Origin of the sequence: Balneola sp. EhC07 (assembly GCF_001650905.1) — a bacterium.
Taxonomy (GTDB): Bacteria; Bacteroidota; Rhodothermia; order Balneolales; family Balneolaceae; genus Balneola.
The window spans coordinates 1-21,881 of sequence record NZ_LXYG01000003.1 but is presented as its reverse complement, the minus strand read 5'-3'; the positions used below and the strand labels follow the sequence as shown (position 1 = coordinate 21,881).

General features: G+C 39.0%; 11 protein-coding genes. 5 read left to right on the top strand and 6 right to left on the bottom strand.

Going from position 1 to position 21,881, the window contains the following annotated elements; translation table 11 throughout:
- Position 1 precedes the first annotated feature (1 nt).
- Both A8B79_RS02480 and A8B79_RS02475 read right to left on the bottom strand, forming a co-directional pair.
- A complete protein-coding gene (locus tag A8B79_RS02480; protein ID WP_066217602.1) occupies positions 2 to 1,294 on the bottom strand; it encodes a type II toxin-antitoxin system HipA family toxin in 1,293 nt (430 codons plus the stop codon).
- Positions 1,294 to 1,644, bottom strand: a complete 351-nt coding sequence (locus tag A8B79_RS02475) for a helix-turn-helix domain-containing protein (RefSeq protein WP_066217595.1) — start codon at positions 1,642 to 1,644, stop codon at positions 1,294 to 1,296. The genes A8B79_RS02480 and A8B79_RS02475 overlap by 1 nt, the downstream gene beginning before the upstream one ends.
- Positions 1,645 to 2,031: 387 nt before the next feature.
- Here A8B79_RS02475 and typA point away from each other — a divergent pair, with 387 nt between their 5' ends.
- Entirely contained in the window at positions 2,032 to 3,852 is a 1,821-nt protein-coding gene (typA, locus tag A8B79_RS02470) for a translational GTPase TypA (RefSeq protein ID WP_066217592.1), read from the top strand.
- 38 nt (positions 3,853 to 3,890) lie between these two features.
- Here typA and A8B79_RS02465 read toward each other — a convergent pair whose 3' ends face one another.
- The 4 genes from A8B79_RS02465 to A8B79_RS02450 all read right to left on the bottom strand — a co-directional run bounded on the left by A8B79_RS02465 (position 3,891) and on the right by A8B79_RS02450 (position 14,156).
- Complete coding sequence (locus A8B79_RS02465; protein WP_066217590.1) at positions 3,891 to 4,160, bottom strand: hypothetical protein; 270 nt, start codon at positions 4,158 to 4,160, stop codon at positions 3,891 to 3,893.
- Positions 4,161 to 4,423: 263 nt separating this feature from the next.
- Positions 4,424 to 6,517, bottom strand: a complete 2,094-nt coding sequence (gene recG, locus A8B79_RS02460) for an ATP-dependent DNA helicase RecG (RefSeq protein ID WP_268872929.1) — start codon at positions 6,515 to 6,517, stop codon at positions 4,424 to 4,426.
- Positions 6,518 to 6,694: 177 nt separating this feature from the next.
- The gene (locus A8B79_RS02455) at positions 6,695 to 6,889 is read right to left on the bottom strand and encodes a PID-CTERM protein-sorting domain-containing protein (RefSeq protein WP_066217584.1); all 195 of its coding nucleotides are present in this window, start codon (positions 6,887 to 6,889) and stop codon (positions 6,695 to 6,697) included.
- A gap of 76 nt (positions 6,890 to 6,965) precedes the next feature.
- The gene (locus A8B79_RS02450) at positions 6,966 to 14,156 is read right to left on the bottom strand and encodes a GLUG motif-containing protein (RefSeq protein WP_066217578.1); all 7,191 of its coding nucleotides are present in this window, start codon (positions 14,154 to 14,156) and stop codon (positions 6,966 to 6,968) included.
- A 307-nt stretch (positions 14,157 to 14,463) separates the two neighbouring features.
- Between A8B79_RS02450 and A8B79_RS02445 the strand changes: the two genes are divergently transcribed.
- The 4 genes from A8B79_RS02445 (at position 14,464) to fusA (ending at position 21,824) form a co-directional block, all read left to right on the top strand.
- Positions 14,464 to 18,579 (top strand): hybrid sensor histidine kinase/response regulator transcription factor, encoded by a 4,116-nt coding sequence (locus A8B79_RS02445; protein ID WP_066217574.1) that lies wholly within the window; start codon positions 14,464 to 14,466, stop codon positions 18,577 to 18,579.
- A gap of 220 nt (positions 18,580 to 18,799) precedes the next feature.
- Positions 18,800 to 19,174, top strand: a complete 375-nt coding sequence (gene rpsL, locus A8B79_RS02440; RefSeq protein WP_066217572.1) for a 30S ribosomal protein S12 — start codon at positions 18,800 to 18,802, stop codon at positions 19,172 to 19,174.
- A gap of 25 nt (positions 19,175 to 19,199) precedes the next feature.
- Positions 19,200 to 19,667, top strand: coding sequence for a 30S ribosomal protein S7 (gene rpsG, locus A8B79_RS02435; RefSeq protein ID WP_066217569.1), 468 nt, complete (start codon positions 19,200 to 19,202; stop codon positions 19,665 to 19,667).
- Between the two features lie 18 nt (positions 19,668 to 19,685).
- Positions 19,686 to 21,824: an elongation factor G gene (gene fusA / locus A8B79_RS02430; protein ID WP_066217567.1), complete on the top strand. Its 2,139-nt coding sequence runs from the start codon at positions 19,686 to 19,688 to the stop codon at positions 21,822 to 21,824.
- The last annotated feature ends 57 nt before the right edge of the window (positions 21,825 to 21,881 follow it).

The window sequence follows — 21,881 nt, the reverse complement described above, 5'->3', positions numbered from 1 at the left end:
TCTAAATCAGGACTAAAGTTTTATTTATCGCTTTTTTTAAATCAGAATGAACGGAGAACTTTTCAGCATAACTATTCCATTCAGAAACAATATTGTTGATCTCATCCAGAATTTTCGGTGCTTTTTTCACATTCATTTGATAGGCTACATCCAGAAGGTCTTGTCTGGTAATATCAGAACGTTTTCCATTTATACTTAATGAATGCTGACTTACCCACTGACTTCCCGGACGATAAGCATGACAAATATCATAAGCCGGTGCCAGCTTCCATTCTCTGTCTTTCTCCATCATAAAAGCAAAGTTCTTGGTGTGGTCGTCACAATTTCTGCTCATTACATTGAATGCCATGCGCCTGTACATTTGCTCTGCCTGAGAGTAGGACAGACGAAGCATTCTCATTGTCTCAAATAGTTGCTCATAACTGTATTGAAGTACATTATTGAAATCGAAATGGCGAAGTGCACAGAATGTTTGAACATGAACTTTGTCTCCATTCGTAGTTCTGTCAAAACGCTTGGTCATGAAGTGAGCTCGGTCATTTTCTTCAAGCAAACGGGATTCCATCATTTCAATCCCGGCATCTTTAGCCATTTCATAATAAGCCATTTCAACACGACCATATCCGTTGGATGCTCCAAACTGTTTATCCATCACTCCGTCAAACTTGATCAGCCAATGTTCGAAGCCTTCAGGAGCAAAATACTGTCCGCTTCGAATCTCTTCCGTATCCTCATTGAAAGCAATTACCGCTTTAGCTCTTGCTCCACCGGCAGATGTTCCTATTTTAAGAATGTCATAAAACGCACGTTGTTCTTCTCGATTAGTAGAAAGATTGAAATTTTTTCTTTTGCTCAGAATCTTTTCAGCAACTTCAATTAGAGAATTGATCTCAAGGTTTTTAGAAACACTGCCGGATCCTCCCTGAGCAGGTTCTATTTCCAGAGCGCCCATACCTCTTTTGCCGATAAAGCAAAGTGTCTCAACAGGATTTAGACTATCAGTTGGTCTGCCTCGGGTAGTCAGCCAGGTATTGATCAATGCATTTCCATAATGATCAGGTAGGATGTCAGCCAATAAACCGGGTAGTCCTTTAAAGGTTTCATTGTCTCTTACTTCCGGAAAACTAAAAATTCTTTTCTTTGCATTCTTAATCGGCAATTTGATTGGAGACAGGTCTATATTTTCAGAAAGAAAAGAAGGCTCATATTCGAAAGAACCAAGTCTGGTGTTTTGATCCCAAGCAATAGCTCCGATTCTTTTGCCCCAAATATTTATATAAGCAGTCGTAATCATTACCAATCTACTCCGGGTTCCTCAACTTGATCTGAAGATCTTGATGCTCGTTGCCTTCGGCCGTCACTTTTCTTTGCAAGCTCCAAAGGGCTTATCTGTTTTTGTACCGTAAAGGCTTCCAGAGTATGAAGAAGATCCAAAGCTCTAAGCAACTGGATGAACGTGATCATGTTTACCCGGGTGCCTCTTTCAAACTCACTTAATGTGGATCGATTGATATTCGCTTTTTGAGCCAGATCTGATTGAGTAATATTTTGTTCTAAACGATGATGTTTAATGAACGAGCCAAGAGACTCTATAATAGCAGCGTCGCTTAAAATTTGCCATTCTTTGTTGTATATATCCATCATTAATATAATTATATGATATTAATGTATGTTTTTTCCATCAAAATTGCATTTTATTTAGGAAAATATTTTTAAAACTCAAAATAAGTGAGAATAGTAGATAGGCAATTTATAAAATTTAATGTTGTAATTAACCATCATTAAGCATTATGTATGTATATTGTGATGGAATTATTCATCTAATTCCGAAAATTAAATAATTCAAACTCTTTGAATGAGCTAGGTGGAAGGGGTAAATAGTATTTCTAACAATTTATTTGTGAACAAAAATAAATAAATATTTCATAATCATTATTTGTTCAAAATAGCTGTATATTTAAGGCTTGCTACTTTTAAGGAATTCTTCGCATGTAGGAATCGGGTAGTGCAAATTTCATTTCAATAAGAATAATGTCACAAGATTTAAGAAATATCGCCATCATCGCTCACGTAGATCATGGCAAGACCACACTGGTAGATCAAATTTTAAAACAGAGTGGAACGTTCAGAGAGAATCAGGAAGTCGAAGATCGGGTAATGGATTCAGGAGATCTTGAAAAAGAACGTGGGATTACAATCAGCTCTAAAAATACAGCGGTTAATTGGAAAGGAACTAAGATCAATATTGTGGACACTCCGGGTCACGCAGATTTTGGTGGAGAAGTTGAACGAATTCTGAAAATGGTAAATGGAGTTATTCTTTTAGTAGATGCCGCTGAAGGCCCGCTTCCACAAACAAAGTTTGTACTTAGAAAATCATTAAGCCTTGGTTACAAGCCAATCGTATTGATCAACAAGATCGATAGAAAAGATGCACGTCCTGATGCGGTTTTAGATGAGATCTTTGATCTTTTTGTGATGCTGGATGCCAACAATGAACAGTTGGACTTTCCGGTTCTCTATGCAGTAGCAAGAGATGGAATAGCTAAATTGGAATTGGAAGAAGAAAGCGACAGTTTGGCTCCGTTAATGGATACCATTGTTGAGCATGTTCCTTCTCCGGCGCAGCCTGTTGATGAAACGTTCAAAATGCTGGTAAGTAGTATTGATTGGAATGATTATGTAGGCCGAATAGCGGTAGGAAGAGTAGAGCAAGGAACTATAAAACTTAATCAGGAAGTTGCTCTTGTAAGTGGAAAAGGTGACCAAAAGATGAAAGGTCGCGCTACAAAATTATTTACTTTTAATGGGCTGAACAGAGAGCCGGTTGAAGAAGCATATGCAGGAGATATTGTTGCTTTAGCAGGTTATGATTCAGTTAATATCGGTGACACATTAACTGCGGCATCTGATCCTACTCCACTCGAGTATGTTGATTTAGATAAGCCAACTATTGCAATGTATTTCAGAGTAAACAACTCTCCTTTTGCAGGGCTTGAAGGAAAATATGTGACTTCAAATCAAATTAAAGATCGCCTTGAAAGAGAAGTGCGTACCAATGTTGCAATGAGAGTGGAAGCAACTGATAGTCCTGATGTGTTCAAAGTTTCCGGTCGTGGAGAGCTACAAATGGCAATTCTTATTGAGACAATGAGAAGAGAAGGGTTTGAATTCTCAGTTTCAAGGCCGGAAGTATTGATGCAGGAAATTGATGGAGTTACTCATGAACCGGTTGAAGAAGTAGTTGTGGATGTTCATACTGATTACAGCAACAGAGTAATTGATAACCTCCAGCAACGTAAAGGTATTATGCAGGGGATGAGCCAGGAGGGTGAGAATAACCGAATAGAATTCAGAGTTCCATCCCGAGGTTTAATTGGTTTTCGTGGTGAGATGTTAACTGAAACCCGAGGTACTGGTATTATGCATCAGCAATTTGATGCTTATGAGCCATATGCTGGTGAGATTCCGGGAAGAAATCGCGGAGCTTTGATTGCTCTTGAAAAAGGTGATGTGACAGGATATGCTCTTGAAGGAATTCAGGACAGAGGTAACTTTTTTGTTGAGCCGGGAGATAAAGCTTATATGGGAATGGTTATAGGTTTGAATAACCGTACCGATGATATGGTGGTAAACGTGGTAAAGAAAAAGAATTTAACGAACCACCGTGCTACACAAACAGCAGACTCAGTCAAAATATCACAAGCTAAAAAGATGAGCTTGGAAGAGTGTATAGAATTTATTGCCAACGATGAATTACTTGAAGTAACACCGGAAAGCTTAAGAATTCGTAAAAAGTATTTAGATCACAACGAGCGTAAGAGAGAAGAGAAGAAGAAAGCGGGAGTTTAAGAAGGCTTTAACTTAATGAATAAAAATCTAATGAATTGTCATTCATTAGATTTTTTGGTTATAAATCCAATCTTCAAAAGCCTTTGATACCATTTCAATTGCTTTTTTTCAGCTAAATGACCTTCTTTGCGGTTTATTTCACTATTGTTCAACACGAAACAAGTTTGACATAAATGATCTTGTTTACCTTTATAAATAGTAGGCTTTAGTTGAACAATAATTTTACCAACAGGACGCTCTTGGCCATTCTTGGTGCCACACATCCCACAGTGCTGAGCTGATTTCTCTTTAGTTTCCCGGAATTCCACTATTTCGTCATTCTTTAGATTATTTGCGTGAAAGAATATTGATGTTAATTATAACATTAAAATTTATTAATTGAACGAACAATCTCAAGAAAAGAATTAAACATTTACTGAATGTAGATTATTTGTAGAGATATGATCTGATATTTGTTCGATAAAGTAAGTTGAAAACGGATCGAGGTATTTTTACGGATTATCTTCTCAGGAATAAATGAGCAACAACCCAAAAGAAAACTAACTATATCTTTGTTGGGTGTTGAATATCCTCACCCCATCCCATAAAACTCAGCTTTTTCTTTGTGATAAGGTTCGAAGATCTTTTTTAAAGATTGGTTTTCCGGAAGTTTCAGATCAGCATCTTTTTGGATCAATTCTTTAGCTTTCTCCTTAGCCTGAGCTAAAATGAATTGGTCTTCCACAATATCAGCTACTTTGAAATCAGGAAGTCCGCTTTGTTTAGTGCCGAGGAAGTCTCCTGGTCCACGAAGCTTTAGATCAGCTTCGGCAATCTTAAATCCGTCGTTCGTTTCTTCCATAGTTTTAAGACGAAATGCTCCGGCTTTGCTCACTTTAACGTCAGGCATAAGAATGCAATAACTTTGTCGCTCGCCACGACCAATTCTCCCTCTAAGCTGGTGAAGTTGTGATAATCCGAACCGTTCAGCATGTTCGATGATCATCACTGAAGCATTTGGTACATCTACACCCACTTCAATTACAGTTGTAGAAACGAGAATTTGAATTTCATTAGCAATGAACGCTTTCATGATTGCATCTTTTTCATCGCTTTTCATCCTGCCATGCAAAAGTCCCAATTTAAAATCCGGAAATTGAGATTTGAGTTTTTCATATCCCGCGGTAGCATCTTTAAGATCTAAAGCTTCAGATTCTTCTACCAATGGATAGATCACATAAACCTGACCGCCATCATTAACTTCGGTTCGAACAAAATCCCAGACCCCTTCTCTTTTTTTGTTACCGCGGATAGCGGTTTTGATTGGCTTTCTTCCGGCAGGTAATCCTTTGATGATGGAAATATCCAGATCAGCATAAACCGTCATCGCCAAAGAGCGGGGGATAGGAGTAGCACTCATTACCAATATATGAGGATGAGATCCTTTATTCAGAAGTTCGGCCCTTTGCTTCACTCCAAAACGATGCTGTTCGTCAATAACGGCAAGACCGAGCTTATGAAATCTTACATCTTCCTGAATGATAGCGTGGGTTCCAACAACAATCTGGCATCCTCCGCCCTCCAGATCAGTGAGTACATCCATTCGTAGTTTTGATTTCTGTCCCCCCACTAAAAGCCGAACATTAATATCCAGTCCTTTCAAATGATCAGCTAAAGTTCTGTAATGCTGTTCAGCAAGAATTTCAGTGGGAGCCAGAAATGCGGCTTGAAATCCATTATCCAATGCCATAAGCAATGCTCCGATAGCTACTATTGTTTTTCCGGCTCCAACATCGCCCTGAATAAGTCTGTTCATTTGCTTTCCGGAGCGGACATCTTTCTTAATATCAGCAAGAGAAGAAATTTGTCCTTCAGTTAGCTGAAAGGGGAGAAGTTCATTAAAGTACTTTGATGTATAGTTTCCGGTTTCCGAGAAAACATGACCTGATTTTCGTTCTTCTACGGTGTGATGAATTTTTTCCATACTCATTTCAAAAAGAAAGAGTTCTTCAAACTTAAATCGGTTTAAAGCTCTTTTGTGCTCGGAATGATCTTCCGGAAAGTGGATCATTCTGTAAGCTTCAGCTCTGGAGGGAAATTTCATTTCCTTTACCAGATTCTGCGGTAAAAATTCATTAATAGTAATCTGATTAAGAAGTGTCTCAATCCAACCTGCTACAATTTTATTGGTAAGACGGGTTTTACTGAACTCTTTATTGCTGGGATATATAGGTACGATCTTGGAGAAATTGCTGACATCGCCCTCTTCAGAAAGTTTGTCAACTTCAGGGTGAGCGATTGTAATGGACTTACCGTATCGTTTAGCCGGACCGAAAAAAGCTACCAGATCACCTTCCTTAAATATCTTTTTGAAATAAGAAGCTCCTCGAAACCAAACACCTTTCACAATTCCGGTTCCATCATTTATAGCGACTTCCAATCTTTTACTTCTCTTAAAACCGACTTCCTGAAGATTCACTACTTTACCAACTACAGTAACTTCTTCACCCGAGCCCATCAGGTGATTTATCTTTTGGACATTACTTCTGTCCAAATAACGTCGGGGAAAAAAATTAAGCAGATCACGTTCGGTTCGCACGCCTTCCGAGGCGAGAGCGTCGAGTCTTTTGGTACTTAATCCGGATAGTTTAGAAATAGACAATTGACAGACAGAATTTTTAGTCAAAATATCTGATAAGCGAGCAGATTACAAGTAGATTTAAGTGTGAGCATTGATGCAAAAAAAATACCAGCCCTATTCAGGGACTGGTATTTAATAAGTGGACAGAAATGATGGTTATGGAGGTTTTACTCCAATACCCTTCACTCTAGTCCTCGGTTAGTAAATACGAGTCAGCTAATTTTATTCCTGTGTTTTGTCAAAACGCAGTTTTTTATATGCATACGCTCCACCAGCTGCAGCAAGTAAACCAAGCCCACCATCAATTGGAGCTTGTGCCGGATCATCACCGGGAAGTCCAGGTAGTTGTGCATTGATAACAGTTGTTAATATTAAGATGATTGTTAGAGTTAGTAAGGTAAAGAGTAGAGTTTTCATGGTGGATATATATTTAAGATGAAAGACATAAGATTTAAAGGAAGTCTCACTTCTTATGTCTTGAGTCTAATGTTTTTTATTTAATGAGAGTTAATTTTTTGATAAATATGTTGTTTCCTGCTTCTAAGCGATATAAGTACACTCCAGAGGCTAATGCTCTAGCATCGAAAACAACTTGGTGATAACCGGCTTCCTTTCTTTCATTAGCCAGCGTTGCTACTTTTCTACCCAGGATGTCAAAAACAGTTAGTTTTACTACACTAGCTTTTGGTAGATCATAATTAATTGTTGTAGAAGGGTTGAATGGATTCGGATAATTTTGACTTAACGAAAATTTATCCGGTAACCCTACTTCGTCTTCTGTATTTGTGGCAATTCCGGTAGTATTTATAACTACTTTCCATATTGGTTTAACAGTGGAAGATTTAGTTCTCAATTTTTTTGGTTCAGAAGAAGGCTTCGCATTTGTTTCTGATATAGAAAGTGACACTTCTTCTTGTGTTAGGTCGAATCGTTCTTCCGTTACTGTATTTACAAGTTCAATGGTCCAATTTTCCGGAAGCTTGTTTTCAGCAATGGAAAGTGATGTTTGTCCGGAAGTATTTTGAGCTTCAAGAGCAAGATCAAAAGAAAGAATTTCAGCATAAGGTCTTGAGTCAATAACAAGATTGATAGAATCTAATTGACTTGAAATATTTAAAAAGCTTTCAGCAAAAGAACCGAATTCAGGGGCATCAAATTCATCATATTCAATATGAGCCTCTTCTCTTACAACCAAACGAAGTTCATCAGATAAACCATTTTTATTTTCGAGATGTAATAACAAAGAAAATATTTCATTCTTGGCGTTAACTTTATATGCGACAGTATCTGTAGAAGCAATTGCCGTAGAATCTATATTTAGCTCAGCTGAAACTGCTGTCGCTTTTACATAGAAACCCTGAAAAGGCGCAATATATTTGGTTGCAGAATTTGTACCGCCTACACCTGTCTGATATGCATCATAATGGCCGTTGGCGCCATCCCAAACGTAATAGATACCGGTTGTGTTTGTTTTGGTTATTTCTTCCCAATTTAGGGTAGAGAAGCTCGGATTAGATATAAGATTTATTCCGTTTAGATTTGAAATGGCTCCTTCTGTATAGCTTAACGGAATAGTTTGAGGCAATGTAACACCATTTCCTTCGCTTATAATTGACTTAGGAAAACCTCCCTGAGTACCGGGCGTGCCATAGCTGTCATCTTCAAAAACGTACATCATAAATCCTTTTCCTGAAGAAGCAGAAGCATTAATTGAGTCCGGAATGCCCCAAGATTGACTGGATTCATTCCATGTGTATATATTAGACCTTCCTTTTGATGTTGACGCTCCTTCAATTCCTTGCGTCCATAATGAATCTGTAATAGTTGCAAAAGTAGAATTAGCAAACGGAGCACCAAACATCCTCCAACCTTGAGAACCTTTAATTTCCGGACCTCCTAATCTATAATCGCTCCACTGTAAAGTTGGTAATACCGAACCGTTTGGACGCACCCAAGTATCAGCAAAATCCCAATTTGTGTAGCTCGAATCGTTTTTAAGTTCCTCGGTTGAAAATCCTTTTACCGAAACTACGCCGGGGCTAAAGCTATTCCCTGTGGCGTTTGCTCGGTTGGTGGTTTCGGTATTCCAGTAGCTGTTTATGATGGAGGCATTCGATTCCAAACTGGCTACCAATCCCCCAACGGTAGAAGTGGCATTAATTGCACCAGAGGCGTAGCTGTTTTCGATGGTGGAACTAAGCACATTGTACGCAACCAAGCCTCCCACAATATAGCCCGCCGTAATATCACTGGTCGAAAAAGAATTAATGATGGTACTATTGCTTCGGTTAAAGCTAACCAAGCCCCCAACTTGTCCATCTGCCGTGATATCTCCCGTAGAATAACTTCCGCTAATGGTCGCTTCCGAATTATACCCAATCAGTCCACCTACATTGCGGGTGCCAACAATAGTTCCTGTTGCATAAGCATTGGAAATGGTAGCTGGCCCGCCATTATATCCGATTAAACCACCCGTATAAAGTGCGCCCGTTACATCTACGGACGATGAACTATTTACCACGCTAAGTTCTGGCCCGGAATGCGCCGTTTGGGTCCAGCCTATAAGCCCACCTACTCGATCTTTTGCCACTAAACTACCGCTTATGGTAGTATTGGTGATGGTTGAGCCCGCATTAAAACCTACCAAACCGCCCACATAACTAGAGGCTTTATAGTCGATATCCTCTAAATGTAAGTTAGCAATGGTGGCATCCGAAAAATAGCCGAACAAGCCCAAAAAATTAGAGCTTGGCTGGTTAATGGTAAGCCCGTTTATGTAGTGATTCTGACCATCAAGACTTCCGGTAAATTTTGTGGATGAATTCCCAATGGGTGAAAAGCCAAGGCTATCGTTCCAAGTTTGGCTTGGGCTTGCATCAATATTGTCCGTTAGTTGAAAGTGCTTACTCCATTCGGTTTCGTTATCACTTATCCACGAAAGGTTGGCTAAGTTTGCGATTTGGTAGGGATCTGCTTCGGTTCCGATTCCATTCACGGTAAAGAAATCTAAGTCAAACCCGTCCACAGAATCTTTATGGTTAGATTGCAAGTATGGTCTTGTAAAATTGCTATGAATTGTCCATACAGAGCTAAAATCAAATCCTGAATAATTTACTTTCGTTTTACTTTGAGAGGTAGATAAACCTGTTGCCATTTGGGAATTGTCGTCACTTCCAAAAGCGAGTAATTGCCCACTTGCGGTTGAGTCCCAATACGCTTCCGCTACGGTTCCGCCTTCGTTAAGCCCTATAAGCCCCCCAACTGTGGTAGTGCCAAATACAACTCCTGTGGCATACCCTCTAGAAATAGTTCCATCATGATTTCGCCCAATAAAACCCCCAACCCTTTCTGTTCCGGAAATATCCGCTGTCGAGTAACTATCATCAATGGAACCACTGCTATACCCAACAAAGCCACCCCCATATGTTCCTGCTTGTACGGTACCCATGGCATAGCTTGTTGTTATGGTGCCTGCATTTTCTGCCGCAAATCCACCCGCATAAGTAGCTCCGGTTACTTCTCCCGAGTAGTGGCTGCCTGAAATAGAACCGCTTGGAAAATTATATCTAACAAATCCGCCAGCGCTACCACTGCTGTTTACAGTTACGGTTGAATAACTATTTGTAATCTCTACTATGTTTTGCCCCACAAACCCCCCTGCTGTACTGGAAGCAGTAATACTTCCCGTAGAGTAGCTGTTGGAAATCGTCCCTCTATTATTTCTTGCCATACCTGCTACATGTTCTCCTGTGAAATCAATGTCTGTTACACCCAAATTTTGAATGATACTTCCTGTTCCAGCATTTACAAATAGACCGACTTCGTTGGATGGACGATTTATATAAAGTCCTGAAATCGTATGATTATCTCCATCGTAAGAACCCCTAAAATGTGGCCAAGAACCAATGGGCGAAAATCCAGCGCTATCATCCCAAGTTATGGTTGGGGAAGCATCAATATTTGCTGTTTGCACAAAGTACTTATCCCAAACGCTATCGGTTTCGCTAAGCCATGAAAGGTTTGGCAAGGTTGCAATTTGGTATGGGTCGGCTTCGGTTCCAGCCCCGTTCAAAGTGAAAAAATCTAGATCATATCCGTCCACAGAATCTGTATGATTTGATTGCAGATACGGCTTGGTGAAGTTATTGTGAATCGCCCACGTAGAATCAAAATCAAAGCTCGAAAAATTATTTTTCTGCTTCATGCTGGAGGAAGTCAATCCTATTACGTTTGAACTGCCAGAATTATCAACCCCAACAGTTTGCCCGCTATTCTCAATATCCCAATAAGCGCTAGTAATAGGGCGAGTAGAGTAACCAGCAATTCCGCCCACATTAAGGTTGCCGGTTACTGCTCCACCGGAGTAAGTATTGATGATGAAGCCCAATCCATTTCTTCCGATAAGTCCACCTACATATTCATTTCCATCAACATTGCCGGTTGCATAAGCATCAAAAACGGTGCTATTCGCATGCCCAATAAGCCCGCCCACATAGTTATTACCAGAAACATCTCCAGTAGCGTAGCTTATCAGAATAGAGTCTTGTGAAGATCGTCCTGCAAGCCCTCCAGTCCAATCTCCTCCTGAAACATTACCTGTTGCATAACTGTTTTTTACTGGAAGTTCTAGTTCGCCCACTAATCCACCAACAAAGTTTTCGCCTGTTACATTACCCGTTGCATGGCTAGTAGAAATAAAATAGAGCGTAGAATCGCTCAAGTCACTCGCTCGTCCGATTAGACCGCCAGCTAGAGAACTTTGATTCGATAAAGAAGTACTGGTTACTGTAGCGCTTGAAGAACTATTTGAAACGGAAACCTCGGTCACTAAATCGCCAACTAGTCCTCCAATTAATATCGTACCCGTTATACTTCCTGAAACATGAGCATTCGAAATTACTGTTTTTTTACCTTGTCCGATCAATCCACCAACTTGACTGGAACCTGTTATATCCACCTGGTCAAGTATCACATTTGAAATATTAGCGCCATTTGTACGTCCAAAAAATCCAGTCCCTGAGCCCCTAGAAATATAAAGTCCGGTTATGGTATAGTTTTGACCATTATAAGCCCCTGTAAATTCGTTGAACGCTGTGCCTAAAGGAACAAAGCCGCTGCCTGAATTCCACGAAGAAGTTTCTGATGCATTTATATTTGCTGTTTGTATTAGGTGTTCGTTCCAAAATGAAGTATCAGCACTTATGAGGCGAAGTTGAATGAGGTTTTTTATTTGAAAGGGATCGGCTTCGGTTCCATTGCCATCCATTTTAAGATCATCTACAAAATAACCATCCACCGTATCTTTATGATTAGATTGCAAGTAAGGTTTTGTAAAGTTTGAGTGAGCCGCCCACGTAGAATCAAAATCAAAGCCCGAAAAACTACTTTTTTGATACATTTGCGAGGTAGTTAATCCTGTTGCTACATGAACGTTTCCGTTGACTGCACCGACAGCATCGGTCTGGCCACTATTTTCTACATCCCAAAAATTATCCTGAGTTGCTCGAGTAGTATACCCAAATAGCCCTCCAACCTCATTAGTGCCCGTTACAAGTCCTGTAGAATAGTTGCCAGAAGCTCCGACCCAAACGCGGCCAATTAGCCCTCCAACCTTTGTTATACCACTAACTTCGCCAGCAGCATAATTATTATTTATAGGAGATGTATCAGCATGGCCAATAAGACCCCCTACATACTCTGTTCCACTTACATTTCCCAAAGCATAATTTTCAGATGCCAAAGCTCTTGAAAATCCAGCTAATCCTCCAATATAGTTTGTTCCGGAAACATCGCCCGTTGCATAGCTTTTTGTTATTTCGATACGCGAACTTCCTATCAACCCTCCTACATAGTCAATGCCAGTTACATTGCCACTAGCATAACTATTTGAGATATAAGAGCCTTCCGATATGCTTCCTGATTGGCCAATGAGACCTCCTACGTTAGAAGAGGAAGATGATACACTTACATTGGTTGAGCTATTTGAAATATGAACCAGCCCCTGAATCCACCCCACAAGACCTCCCGCGTATGATTTTCCAGTTAATTGCCCTGATACAAATACGTTATCAACGGAAATGTTATTCCCAAAAGCAATAAGACCTCCCGACCAAAAACTTGAAGTAATGTTGACATTCGACAGGGATATGTTTTTGACCAAAGCCCCATCAGCATGGCCGATAAATCCTCGCCCTGAACGGGGAGCAATAATGTAAAGATTAGAAATACTGTGCTCTTGACCATTATATGATCCTGTAAATGGATGTGAACTACTTCCGATGGGCGAAAAACCACTGCCAGAATTCCAGTTTAATGTTTCCGAAGCATCAATATCTGCAGTTTGGATGAGATGCTCGTTCCAATAGGAAGTATCTGCACTAACTAAACGAAGTTGACTTAGATTGCTTATTTGAAACGGTTCGGCTTCGGTTCCAGAGCCGAGCGGTCGAACTGCTCCCCCGGGAAGTGTGTCTGGTACATTCGATTGTATAAACGGATAACTTAATTCTTCATAGATATTCCAAGTGGAGGAGAAATCAAGCCCCGTAAACGAGGATTCATCCAGCATTTCATCACTGGTTAATCCCGTGGCACTTTGCGAGTTGTTGTCGCTGGCAATTCCTGTCGAGAGCCCACTGGTTTCGGTATTCCAAAAACTACCTGTAATGGTTCCACCGCTGTTGCTACCGAGCAATCCCGCAAAATTAAAAGAGCCGCTCGCAGCACCGGTAGAGTAGCTATCGGTTATACTTGAAGAACTATTGTTGGTACCCACTAGCCCACCAATATTCACCGTGCCATTCACCGTACCCAAAGCATAACTGTTGCTTATGGATGACGATTGATTGTTGGTACCCACAAGCCCACCTACTGATGAATATGCAACGGGAATATCAACATCCGCAAACGAAAGATTTATAACTCCGCTTTGGTCGTTCATACCAACCAAACCCCCAATACTGCTTGATGAACCTGTGGTGTTGCCCGTAACCGATCCCAATGCCGAGCTATTGGTTACGGTAGACGAACTCACATTGCCCACCAATCCACCAAGGGTGCGCACACCAGTTACACTTCCATTAAAGTGGCTATGACTTATTTGGGATTGGGAAATCCAACCAATAATACCACCCAAATTGCTGTTTCCTGTTACTGAGCCCGATACTGAAATGTTCGAGTATTCGGAACTTGAACCTGTAAGTCCCACAAGCGCTCCGCAATACGTACTTGCGGTGCAGGAAATATCTACATTTTGTAAGGTAAGATTTGAGACATTGGCTCTGTAAGCTATTCCAAAAAGACCGATGGCATCGCCCACAGTTCGGTTTATGGTTAAGCCAGAAATAGTGTATCCGGCGCCATCGTAAGTTCCCCCAAAATCATCGGAAAAACTTATACCAATGGGTGAGAAACCTTCGGCATCCCCGCCATTGCCATCGTCCCAGTTGGCTGTTGATGATGCGTCAATATCTGCGGTTTGCTCGAAGTATGAATTCCAGCTAGAAGTGTTTTGGGAAATCCAATAGAGATTTTCTAAGGAAGAAATTTGGTATGGAGAACCTGAAGTTCCGCTTCCTGATGGCGCAATTGCTGTTTGAGAGTATCCATAGTTAGATACTAAGAAAGTCAGTAAAAATGTTAATAGAAGTTTTGTATGCCGGGTAATTCTTGAATTGTTTTTCATCACCAATATCCGTCTTAGTTTTATCAGTAAACCCCGGCATATTTTTATCTAAGAAATGTTATTAGTTGTATCAATAGGGATAGCATCGAATTGAACTTCTTAAATAAATATGGACAGCTGCAATCTGATGGAGCTTTAATTAATCTATTTAAAAAGGTTCTGTACCCCTTAATAATAAACCATCAACAAATACTAACCTTTAATTATGTAGCCGAAGTATTAATTTTTCCAAATGATAGAAAATTGAAACTGGATTTATCTTATACTATCCTCTCAATTATTTTACTTATTCTATCAAAATTGCTGTATGCGAGTGTCAAAAGGCGTTGGTTTGTTTTTTTTACTGTTTTCTTCAGTGCAGGTTCTTGCCTTTCAGCCAACGCCTGTTCCATTTAATTGGGATGATATTTCAAGCCAATATCAAATTCGGAATTATTCTATAAAGGATGGGCTACCTATCAATTCCGCGAATCAGATTACTCATCAGACAGATGGGTTTATTTATGTAGCAACGAATGACGGGCTTGTCCGATTTGATGGAGATCGTTTTGTAGTTTTTGATACGAACTCCGATCCAACAATGCAGAGTAATCGAATTTTATGGCTAGAGAGTGGGGGAAATGATGAGTTATGGTTTACTGATGTAAATGGTAATCTCTACATGTTAAAATATGGTGAGGTTGTATGGCTCCAAAAAAAAGAGGCTTTTAAAGATATAGAAGTTTTGAAATTGGATGTTACAGCGGATGGAAGCGTCATCATTACAACAAGTAAAGGACTCTACCTGCAGAAAGAAGGAATTGAATTCGTACAGTTCAACGATGAAAATACTCAAGCAGAAATAAAAAATAGCTTTTCAGTTGATGGGGGCAGATTAGACTTTCTTACAGAGAATGGATGGTTTTATGTACGTGATAAGAAAGTAACAAAAGTAATGGATGCTGAGTCATTGTTAATTCCGGTTGAGGATGTATTCAAAATGAAAATGACAAAAGATGGAGTTAGATGGCTTTTAGGATATCACAATCAATTATTAAAAGTAGATAGTAATAACAATCAGAAACTCTATATATATGAACAAGAAAACTCAGTTATACTTTGGGATTTCATTGAAGTAAGCGATAAGGAGCTTTTAGTTGATACAAAAGAAAAATATCTGAGTTTTAACAGAGAAAACGGCTATTTCAAAGAAATTGATAGTGAATCAACATTAAGTGAACATGTTGAAAATATTGATTGGAAACAGGTAGAGCGTTCTGAATCAGTTATACGATTTCAGAACAGTATTTATGTTAGTGGGAAAAAAGTACTGAATACTCAACGTGGAATAGTCTATTTAACAATCGATAAGGAAGGTGGAATTTGGACTGCTACAAATGGCGACGGTATTTATCACATCACTCAAAAAAAGATCATCACTATTGGAGAAGATGAAATACCGGGATTATTCAATACATATGGGTTGCATGAGGATGGGAATAATATTTGGGCAACAAGTTTTGAAAACAACATATTTAAGATTTCCGATGAAGGGTTTACAAATTGGAACCGATCAAATAGCGAACTTGCTTATACTTTTTTTAGATCAGTATTTGTGGATGAAAATGAAACCGTTATGGCAGGCAATTTTGATCTTTGGGAGTATCAGGGTCAGAAATGGAAAAAAAACACGGCTTTTGAAAACGATCGTAATTTAATTGATGTAATAGCTAAAGATTCTAAACAAAGAGAATGGGTAGGTACTGCTAAATATTTATATAAATTTGATGGTACAAGTTATGTTCCATTTGAAGACAATTCAGGAGAGCGTTTAGAAGGGATTCGAAGTATTAAAGAACTTAAATCCGGTGAACTTGCAATTTCTACAGCAGGCTTTGGCTTGGTTATCTTAGGCACGGATACATTGTTCAGATATATAAACAAAGAACAGGGGTTGAGCAGTAATCTTATCCGTGACTTTTATGAATCAAGCAATGACACAGCATGGGTTGTTAGCGAAGACAGAGGCCTGAACAGAATAGTTCACTACCAATACAGGGATATAAAAAAGATTGAATATGTGTTGGCAAGCGATGGCTTAATCGATAACTCTTTGCACAAACTAATTGATGATAAGTCCGGCTATTTCTGGATAAACTCAAATAGTGGAATAATGAGAATAAGCCAAAGAAACTTAAATAAATATTTAGATGGTGAAATAAATAATTTAACTGTAGAAAGTTTTACAGAGGAAGATGGTTTAAATAATATTGAAGGAAATGGTGGAGTACAAAATGCAGGTCTTTTAACCAAAGACAATAAACTGATCTTCTCGAATCAATCAGGATTGGTCTATACACGACCCGAATGGCATGTTGAAAAAAATAAAAAAGAGCTGGCCATGCCTATGTTTGAAACTGTTTCTTTTTCAGATTCTGTTAAAACCCTATGGAATTTATCGGAAATTAATTTCTCAAGAGATGTTCGAAATATTCAGGTGAAGTTTACTTTACCCACATTTAGCGGCACTAAAAATCTGGAACTTCAATATAAGATGGAGGGTGTCAATGAAGTATGGGAAAATGCCAGCTATGAAAGGATAGCTGTGTTTACGAATATCCCATCGGGTGAGAATAAACTGTCGATTAGAGGTAAATTGAAAAGCTCTGATGAGTACTCTGAAGCTTCAATGCTGATAAATGTGGCCCCCTATTTTTATGAAACAGGTTGGTTTTTGGTTCTTTCACTATGTTTTTTGGGCGGAGTGTTTTACCTCGGTTATAAAGCTTTGTTAAAGCAGTCCAAATTTCGAGAAATGAAATTAGAAGAGCTTGTAAATGACAGAACAAAAGAATTATTGGAAGAAAAAGAGAAAACGGTAGAGGCTCTTCAAATAATCAAGAAGTTGGATGAATCAAAGTCTCAATTTTTCACAAATTTTACTCACGAACTAAGAACTCCACTTTCTTTAATTCTAAGTCCTTTAGAAGAAATGCTGGAGAACAATTCAATTCAAACTAACGGAAATAAAGCTCCACTTTCTTTAATGATGCGGAGTGCAAATCGTCTTAAAAGTTTAGTAAACCAGTTACTAGATGTATCAAAGCTTAGTTCAGGAGAAATAAATTTAACCTTTCAAGAAGTAGATATTGTAGAAATGACAAAGCGTATTTCCGCACAGTTTGAATACGCTTTTGAGAAACAGGGGATCAAGTTTTCAATAGAATCTACCAATCAATCAAACTTTGTGTTTCTGGATGTAAGCGCATGGGAGCATATTTGTACTAACCTGTTGGGTAATGCACTAAAATTCACTCCTGATGGAGGAAATGTATTTGTTTGTATAAATAATGAAGATGACTTTGTTAAAGTTATATTTGAGGATTCCGGATCGGGAATCGCAAAAGCGGATTTACCATTTATTTTTGATCCATATTATCAGGGGGATTCATCAATAGAAAAATCAGGAGGAACAGGAATTGGTTTGGCAATTGTGAAAGGGATGATAGAAAAAATGGGAGGTGAAATATTTGTTCATTCAGTAAAAAATGAGGGTACTACTTTTGATGTTATTGTAAAGAAAGGCAAAGAGCACATTTCAGAAAATCACCAAATCGTAAGTGAGTCATATAAAAACATCGACAAAAAGGAACCTGCATTTATTGATGTAAATATTAATGATGAATTAATAGAGAGTAAAAGCATTTCTGAAACTGCTCCGAAAGTGCTGCTTGTAGAAGATAATGAGGACTTCAGAATTTACCTCCAGTCTCTGATTTCTAGACATTACAATGTGAAGGTTGCCTCAAATGGTAAATTAGGACTAGAAGCCTTAGAAGATTTTCATCCTGATATCATTCTGTCTGATATTATGATGCCTGAGATGGATGGATTTGAAATGATGAACGCAATAAGAGGGATAGATTCATATAAACATATCCCTTTTATTTTTCTTTCAGCAAAAGATAGTGATTACGATGTGCAAAAGGGACTGAATATGGGGGCGGACATTTACCTAACCAAACCCGTTCAAAACAAGCTTTTGTTAGCCCAGATCAAAGTTTTGTTGAGAAGAGAAAGAATGCTCAAAGCAAGCGGGGAAAAATTAGAACAAACTGTTAAGAATACTTTTACTACCAGAACAACTGATATTATTAAAAGACATCTTGGTAATCCGGATCTTAATATAGACCTGATAGCTGAAGCTCTATCAATGAGTAGCGCATCGTTGTATAGGAAGTGGAAGAACGAAAATGATGAAACTATAAATCAAATTATTAATAGGTTTAGATTTGAAGAGGCATTAAAACTTATAAAGGATGAGGGCCTCAATATTTCAGAAGCATCTTATGCCGTTGGGTTCACAAACCTTTCATACTTTTCCCGAGCCTTTAAAAAAATGTATGGGCTCCCTCCTCAGGAGTATTTGAATACAGATAACTAGCAAAAAAATTCAAACCTGTAAATAATAAATTGATATAATGCTATGTATCAGTTGATAAATTATTGAATCAAAATAGAAAAGAATATCCTTTAATTTGATGTTTCACGAGGTGTTCTGAAATATTTAAGAAATAATGTTTAGAATTATTTTTAGAAGTACAGAAAAAAGCTATATATTTGCAAGCTCTAGATTTGATGGCAATAACCAAACAATTTGAACCGTGCCAACTATACAACAACTTATTCGAAAAGGTAGAAAAAGCAAGACTCGTAAGACAACTGCTCCTGCAATGCAGGGATGCCCTCAAAAGCGTGGCGTTTGTACTCGTGTTTATACAACTACCCCTAAAAAGCCGAACTCAGCTCTTCGTAAAGTAGCTCGTGTTCGCTTAACTAATGGAATTGAAGTTTCAGCATACATTCCGGGTGAAGGTCACAATCTGCAGGAGCATAGTATTGTGCTTATCCGTGGTGGACGTGTGAAGGATTTACCTGGTGTACGTTACCATATAATCCGTGGTACACTTGATACTGCAGGTGTAGATGGAAGAACTCAAAGCCGTAGTTTGTACGGAACTAAACGCCCAAGAGGGTAAAACCAGAATTTTAGATTGACCGACGATGCGTAGAAAGACAGCAGAAAAACGAGATGTACAGCCGGATCCAATTTTTGAGGATAAGCTAATTACACGTTTTGTAAACAACTTGATGAGAGACGGTAAAAAGAACGTTGCTCGAAAAATTGTTTATCAGGCATTTGAAATTATTGAAGAGAAAACCGGCGAAACCGGTATAGACATTTTTAAATCAGCAATGCAGAATGCAACTCCGGTTGTGGAAGTTAAATCTCGCAGAGTTGGTGGAGCGACGTATCAGGTTCCTATGGAGGTTCGTCAGGAGCGTGGTACTGCATTAGGAATGAGATGGTTGATTAGATCTGCTCGTTCCAGAAACGATAAGTCAATGTCATTGAGGTTATCTCGTGAATTGATGGATGCTTCAAACAATGAAGGTGGAGCAGTTCGTAAGAAAGACGAAGTTCACCGTATGGCTGAAGCAAACAAAGCATTCGCTCACTTTAGATTTTAATAGTATTTCAAGATTATCATGGCAGAAGTAAAACAACAAGACCCAAAAGTTATCGACAAGATGCGCAGAACGCGTAACATTGGTATTATGGCTCATATCGATGCCGGAAAGACCACTGTTACAGAGCGTATTCTTTTTTATACCGGCCGTAGCCACCGTATTGGTGAGGTGCACGATGGTGCAGCAACTATGGATTGGATGGAGCAAGAGCAAGAGCGTGGTATTACCATTACTTCTGCTGCAACTCACTGTATCTGGAAAGATCACCGTATTAATATTATTGACACTCCTGGTCACGTTGACTTTACTGTAGAAGTAGAGCGTTCATTACGTGTTCTTGATGGAGCGGTTTTTGTGCTTTGTTCTGTAGGTGCTGTTCAGCCTCAATCTGAGACTGTATGGCGTCAGGCTAACAAATACAAAGTTCCTTGTATGGCATTTGTTAACAAAATGGACCGTACCGGAGCTGACTTCTATAATGTAGTTGGCCAACTAGATGAGAAATTAAATGCTAACCCGATTCCAATTCAAATTCCTATTGGTTCTGAAGAGAACTTCAAGGGTGTTGTTGATTTGATCAACATGAGAGGAATTGTTTGGGATGATGCTTCTTTGGGTGCTAAGTACGACGAAGTTGATATTCCTGAAGATCTTGCAACAAAAGCTGCAGATTACAGAGTTCAGTTGATCGAAGCTATTGCTGATCATGATGAGTCGTTGATGGAAAAGTATTTGATGGAAGAAGAGATTTCAGAAGATGAAATTCTTGCAGCTATCAGAAAGGCAACTATTGCAAAAGATATTACTCCTGTAATGTGTGGAACTGCACTGAAGAATAAAGGTGTGCAGGCAATGTTGGATAGAGTTATTTCATTCATGCCATCTCCGCTAGATGTTCAGGCTGTAAAAGGTGTTAAGCCTCATACTGAAGATGAAGTGATCAGAGAAGCAGATGTAAACGCTCCTTTTTCTGCACTTGCATTCAAAATCATGACCGATCCTTATGTTGGTAAGTTAACTTTTGCCAGAGTGTACTCAGGTACGTTGGAAAAAGGATCATATGTATTGAACTCTTCAACAGGTAAAAAAGAAAGAGTTGGGCGTCTGCTTGAAATGCACGCAAACTCTAAGAAAGATATTGAAGTAGCTCAGGCTGGTGATATTGTTGCTGTAGTTGGTGTAAAAGAAGTTTATACCGGTGATACACTTTGTGATCTTGATGATCCGGTTATCCTGGAGCAGATTACATTCCCTGAGCCGGTGATCAAGCTTGCTGTTGAGCCAAAAACTAAAGCTGACAGTGAAAAGCTTTCTGCAGGACTTCAAAAACTTGCAGAAGAAGATCCAACATTTCAGGTTAGAACTGACGATGAAACTGGTCAGACTACTATCGCCGGAATGGGTGAGTTACACTTAGAGATCATTGTTGATCGTCTTAAGCGTGAATTCAAAGTTGAGGCAAACGTTGGTGCTCCTCAGGTATCTTACAGGGAAACAATCTCTAAAGCAGTTGAGCACAGAGAGCTTTACAAAAAGCAATCTGGTGGACGTGGTAAATTTGCTGATATTCAGTTTGAAATTGCTCCAATTGAGTATTTTGCTGATTACGATGGTAAAAAAGATCGTATTTCAGAAGAAGATGGATTTATGTTCATCAATGAGATTGTAGGTGGTAATATTCCTAGAGAATTTATCCCTTCAGTTCAAAAAGGATTCAAAGCAGCGTTAGAAAATGGTATTCAAGCTAACTACGCTGTACAAAACATTGGTGTAAGACTTTTTGACGGTTCTTATCACGATGTGGATTCTGATCAATTGAGTTTTGAGCTTGCAGCTAAGTTAGGATTTAGAAATTCAGCTAAAAAAGCAAAGCCTCAACTACTTGAGCCGGTTATGAAAGTAGAAGTAACTACTCCGGAAGAATATATGGGTGATGTTATCGGTGACCTTAACAGTCGTCGCGGTATCATTCAGAGTATGGACAACCGAAATGACGGTTCTGTTGTGAAAGCAAATGTACCTCTTTCAGAAATGTTCGGATACTCAACTGACGTTAGATCTTTGACTCAAGGTCGTGCGGTTTACTCAATGGAATTCGAAGAGTACACTGCTGTTCCTGAAAAGATTGCTCAGGAAATTATCGAAAGTCAATCATAAAGAAATTTAATAAAAACAAGACAAAGACATGGCAAAAGAGACCTTTCAACGCACCAA

What these genes read in the sequence shown, in the direction of transcription:
- typA (WP_066217592.1), top strand. Translation starts at nt 2,032, where the DNA reads ATGTCACAAGATTTAAGAAATATCGCCATCATCGCTCACGTAGATCAT.
- rpsG (WP_066217569.1), top strand. Translation starts at nt 19,200, where the DNA reads ATGCGTAGAAAGACAGCAGAAAAACGAGATGTACAGCCGGATCCAATT.
- A8B79_RS02475 (WP_066217595.1), bottom strand. Translation starts at nt 1,644, where the DNA reads ATGATGGATATATACAACAAAGAATGGCAAATTTTAAGCGACGCTGCT.
- fusA (WP_066217567.1), top strand. Translation starts at nt 19,686, where the DNA reads ATGGCAGAAGTAAAACAACAAGACCCAAAAGTTATCGACAAGATGCGC.
- A8B79_RS02450 (WP_066217578.1), bottom strand. Translation starts at nt 14,156, where the DNA reads ATGAAAAACAATTCAAGAATTACCCGGCATACAAAACTTCTATTAACA.
- A8B79_RS02445 (WP_066217574.1), top strand. Translation starts at nt 14,464, where the DNA reads ATGCGAGTGTCAAAAGGCGTTGGTTTGTTTTTTTTACTGTTTTCTTCA.
- A8B79_RS02455 (WP_066217584.1), bottom strand. Translation starts at nt 6,889, where the DNA reads ATGAAAACTCTACTCTTTACCTTACTAACTCTAACAATCATCTTAATA.
- A8B79_RS02480 (WP_066217602.1), bottom strand. Translation starts at nt 1,294, where the DNA reads ATGATTACGACTGCTTATATAAATATTTGGGGCAAAAGAATCGGAGCT.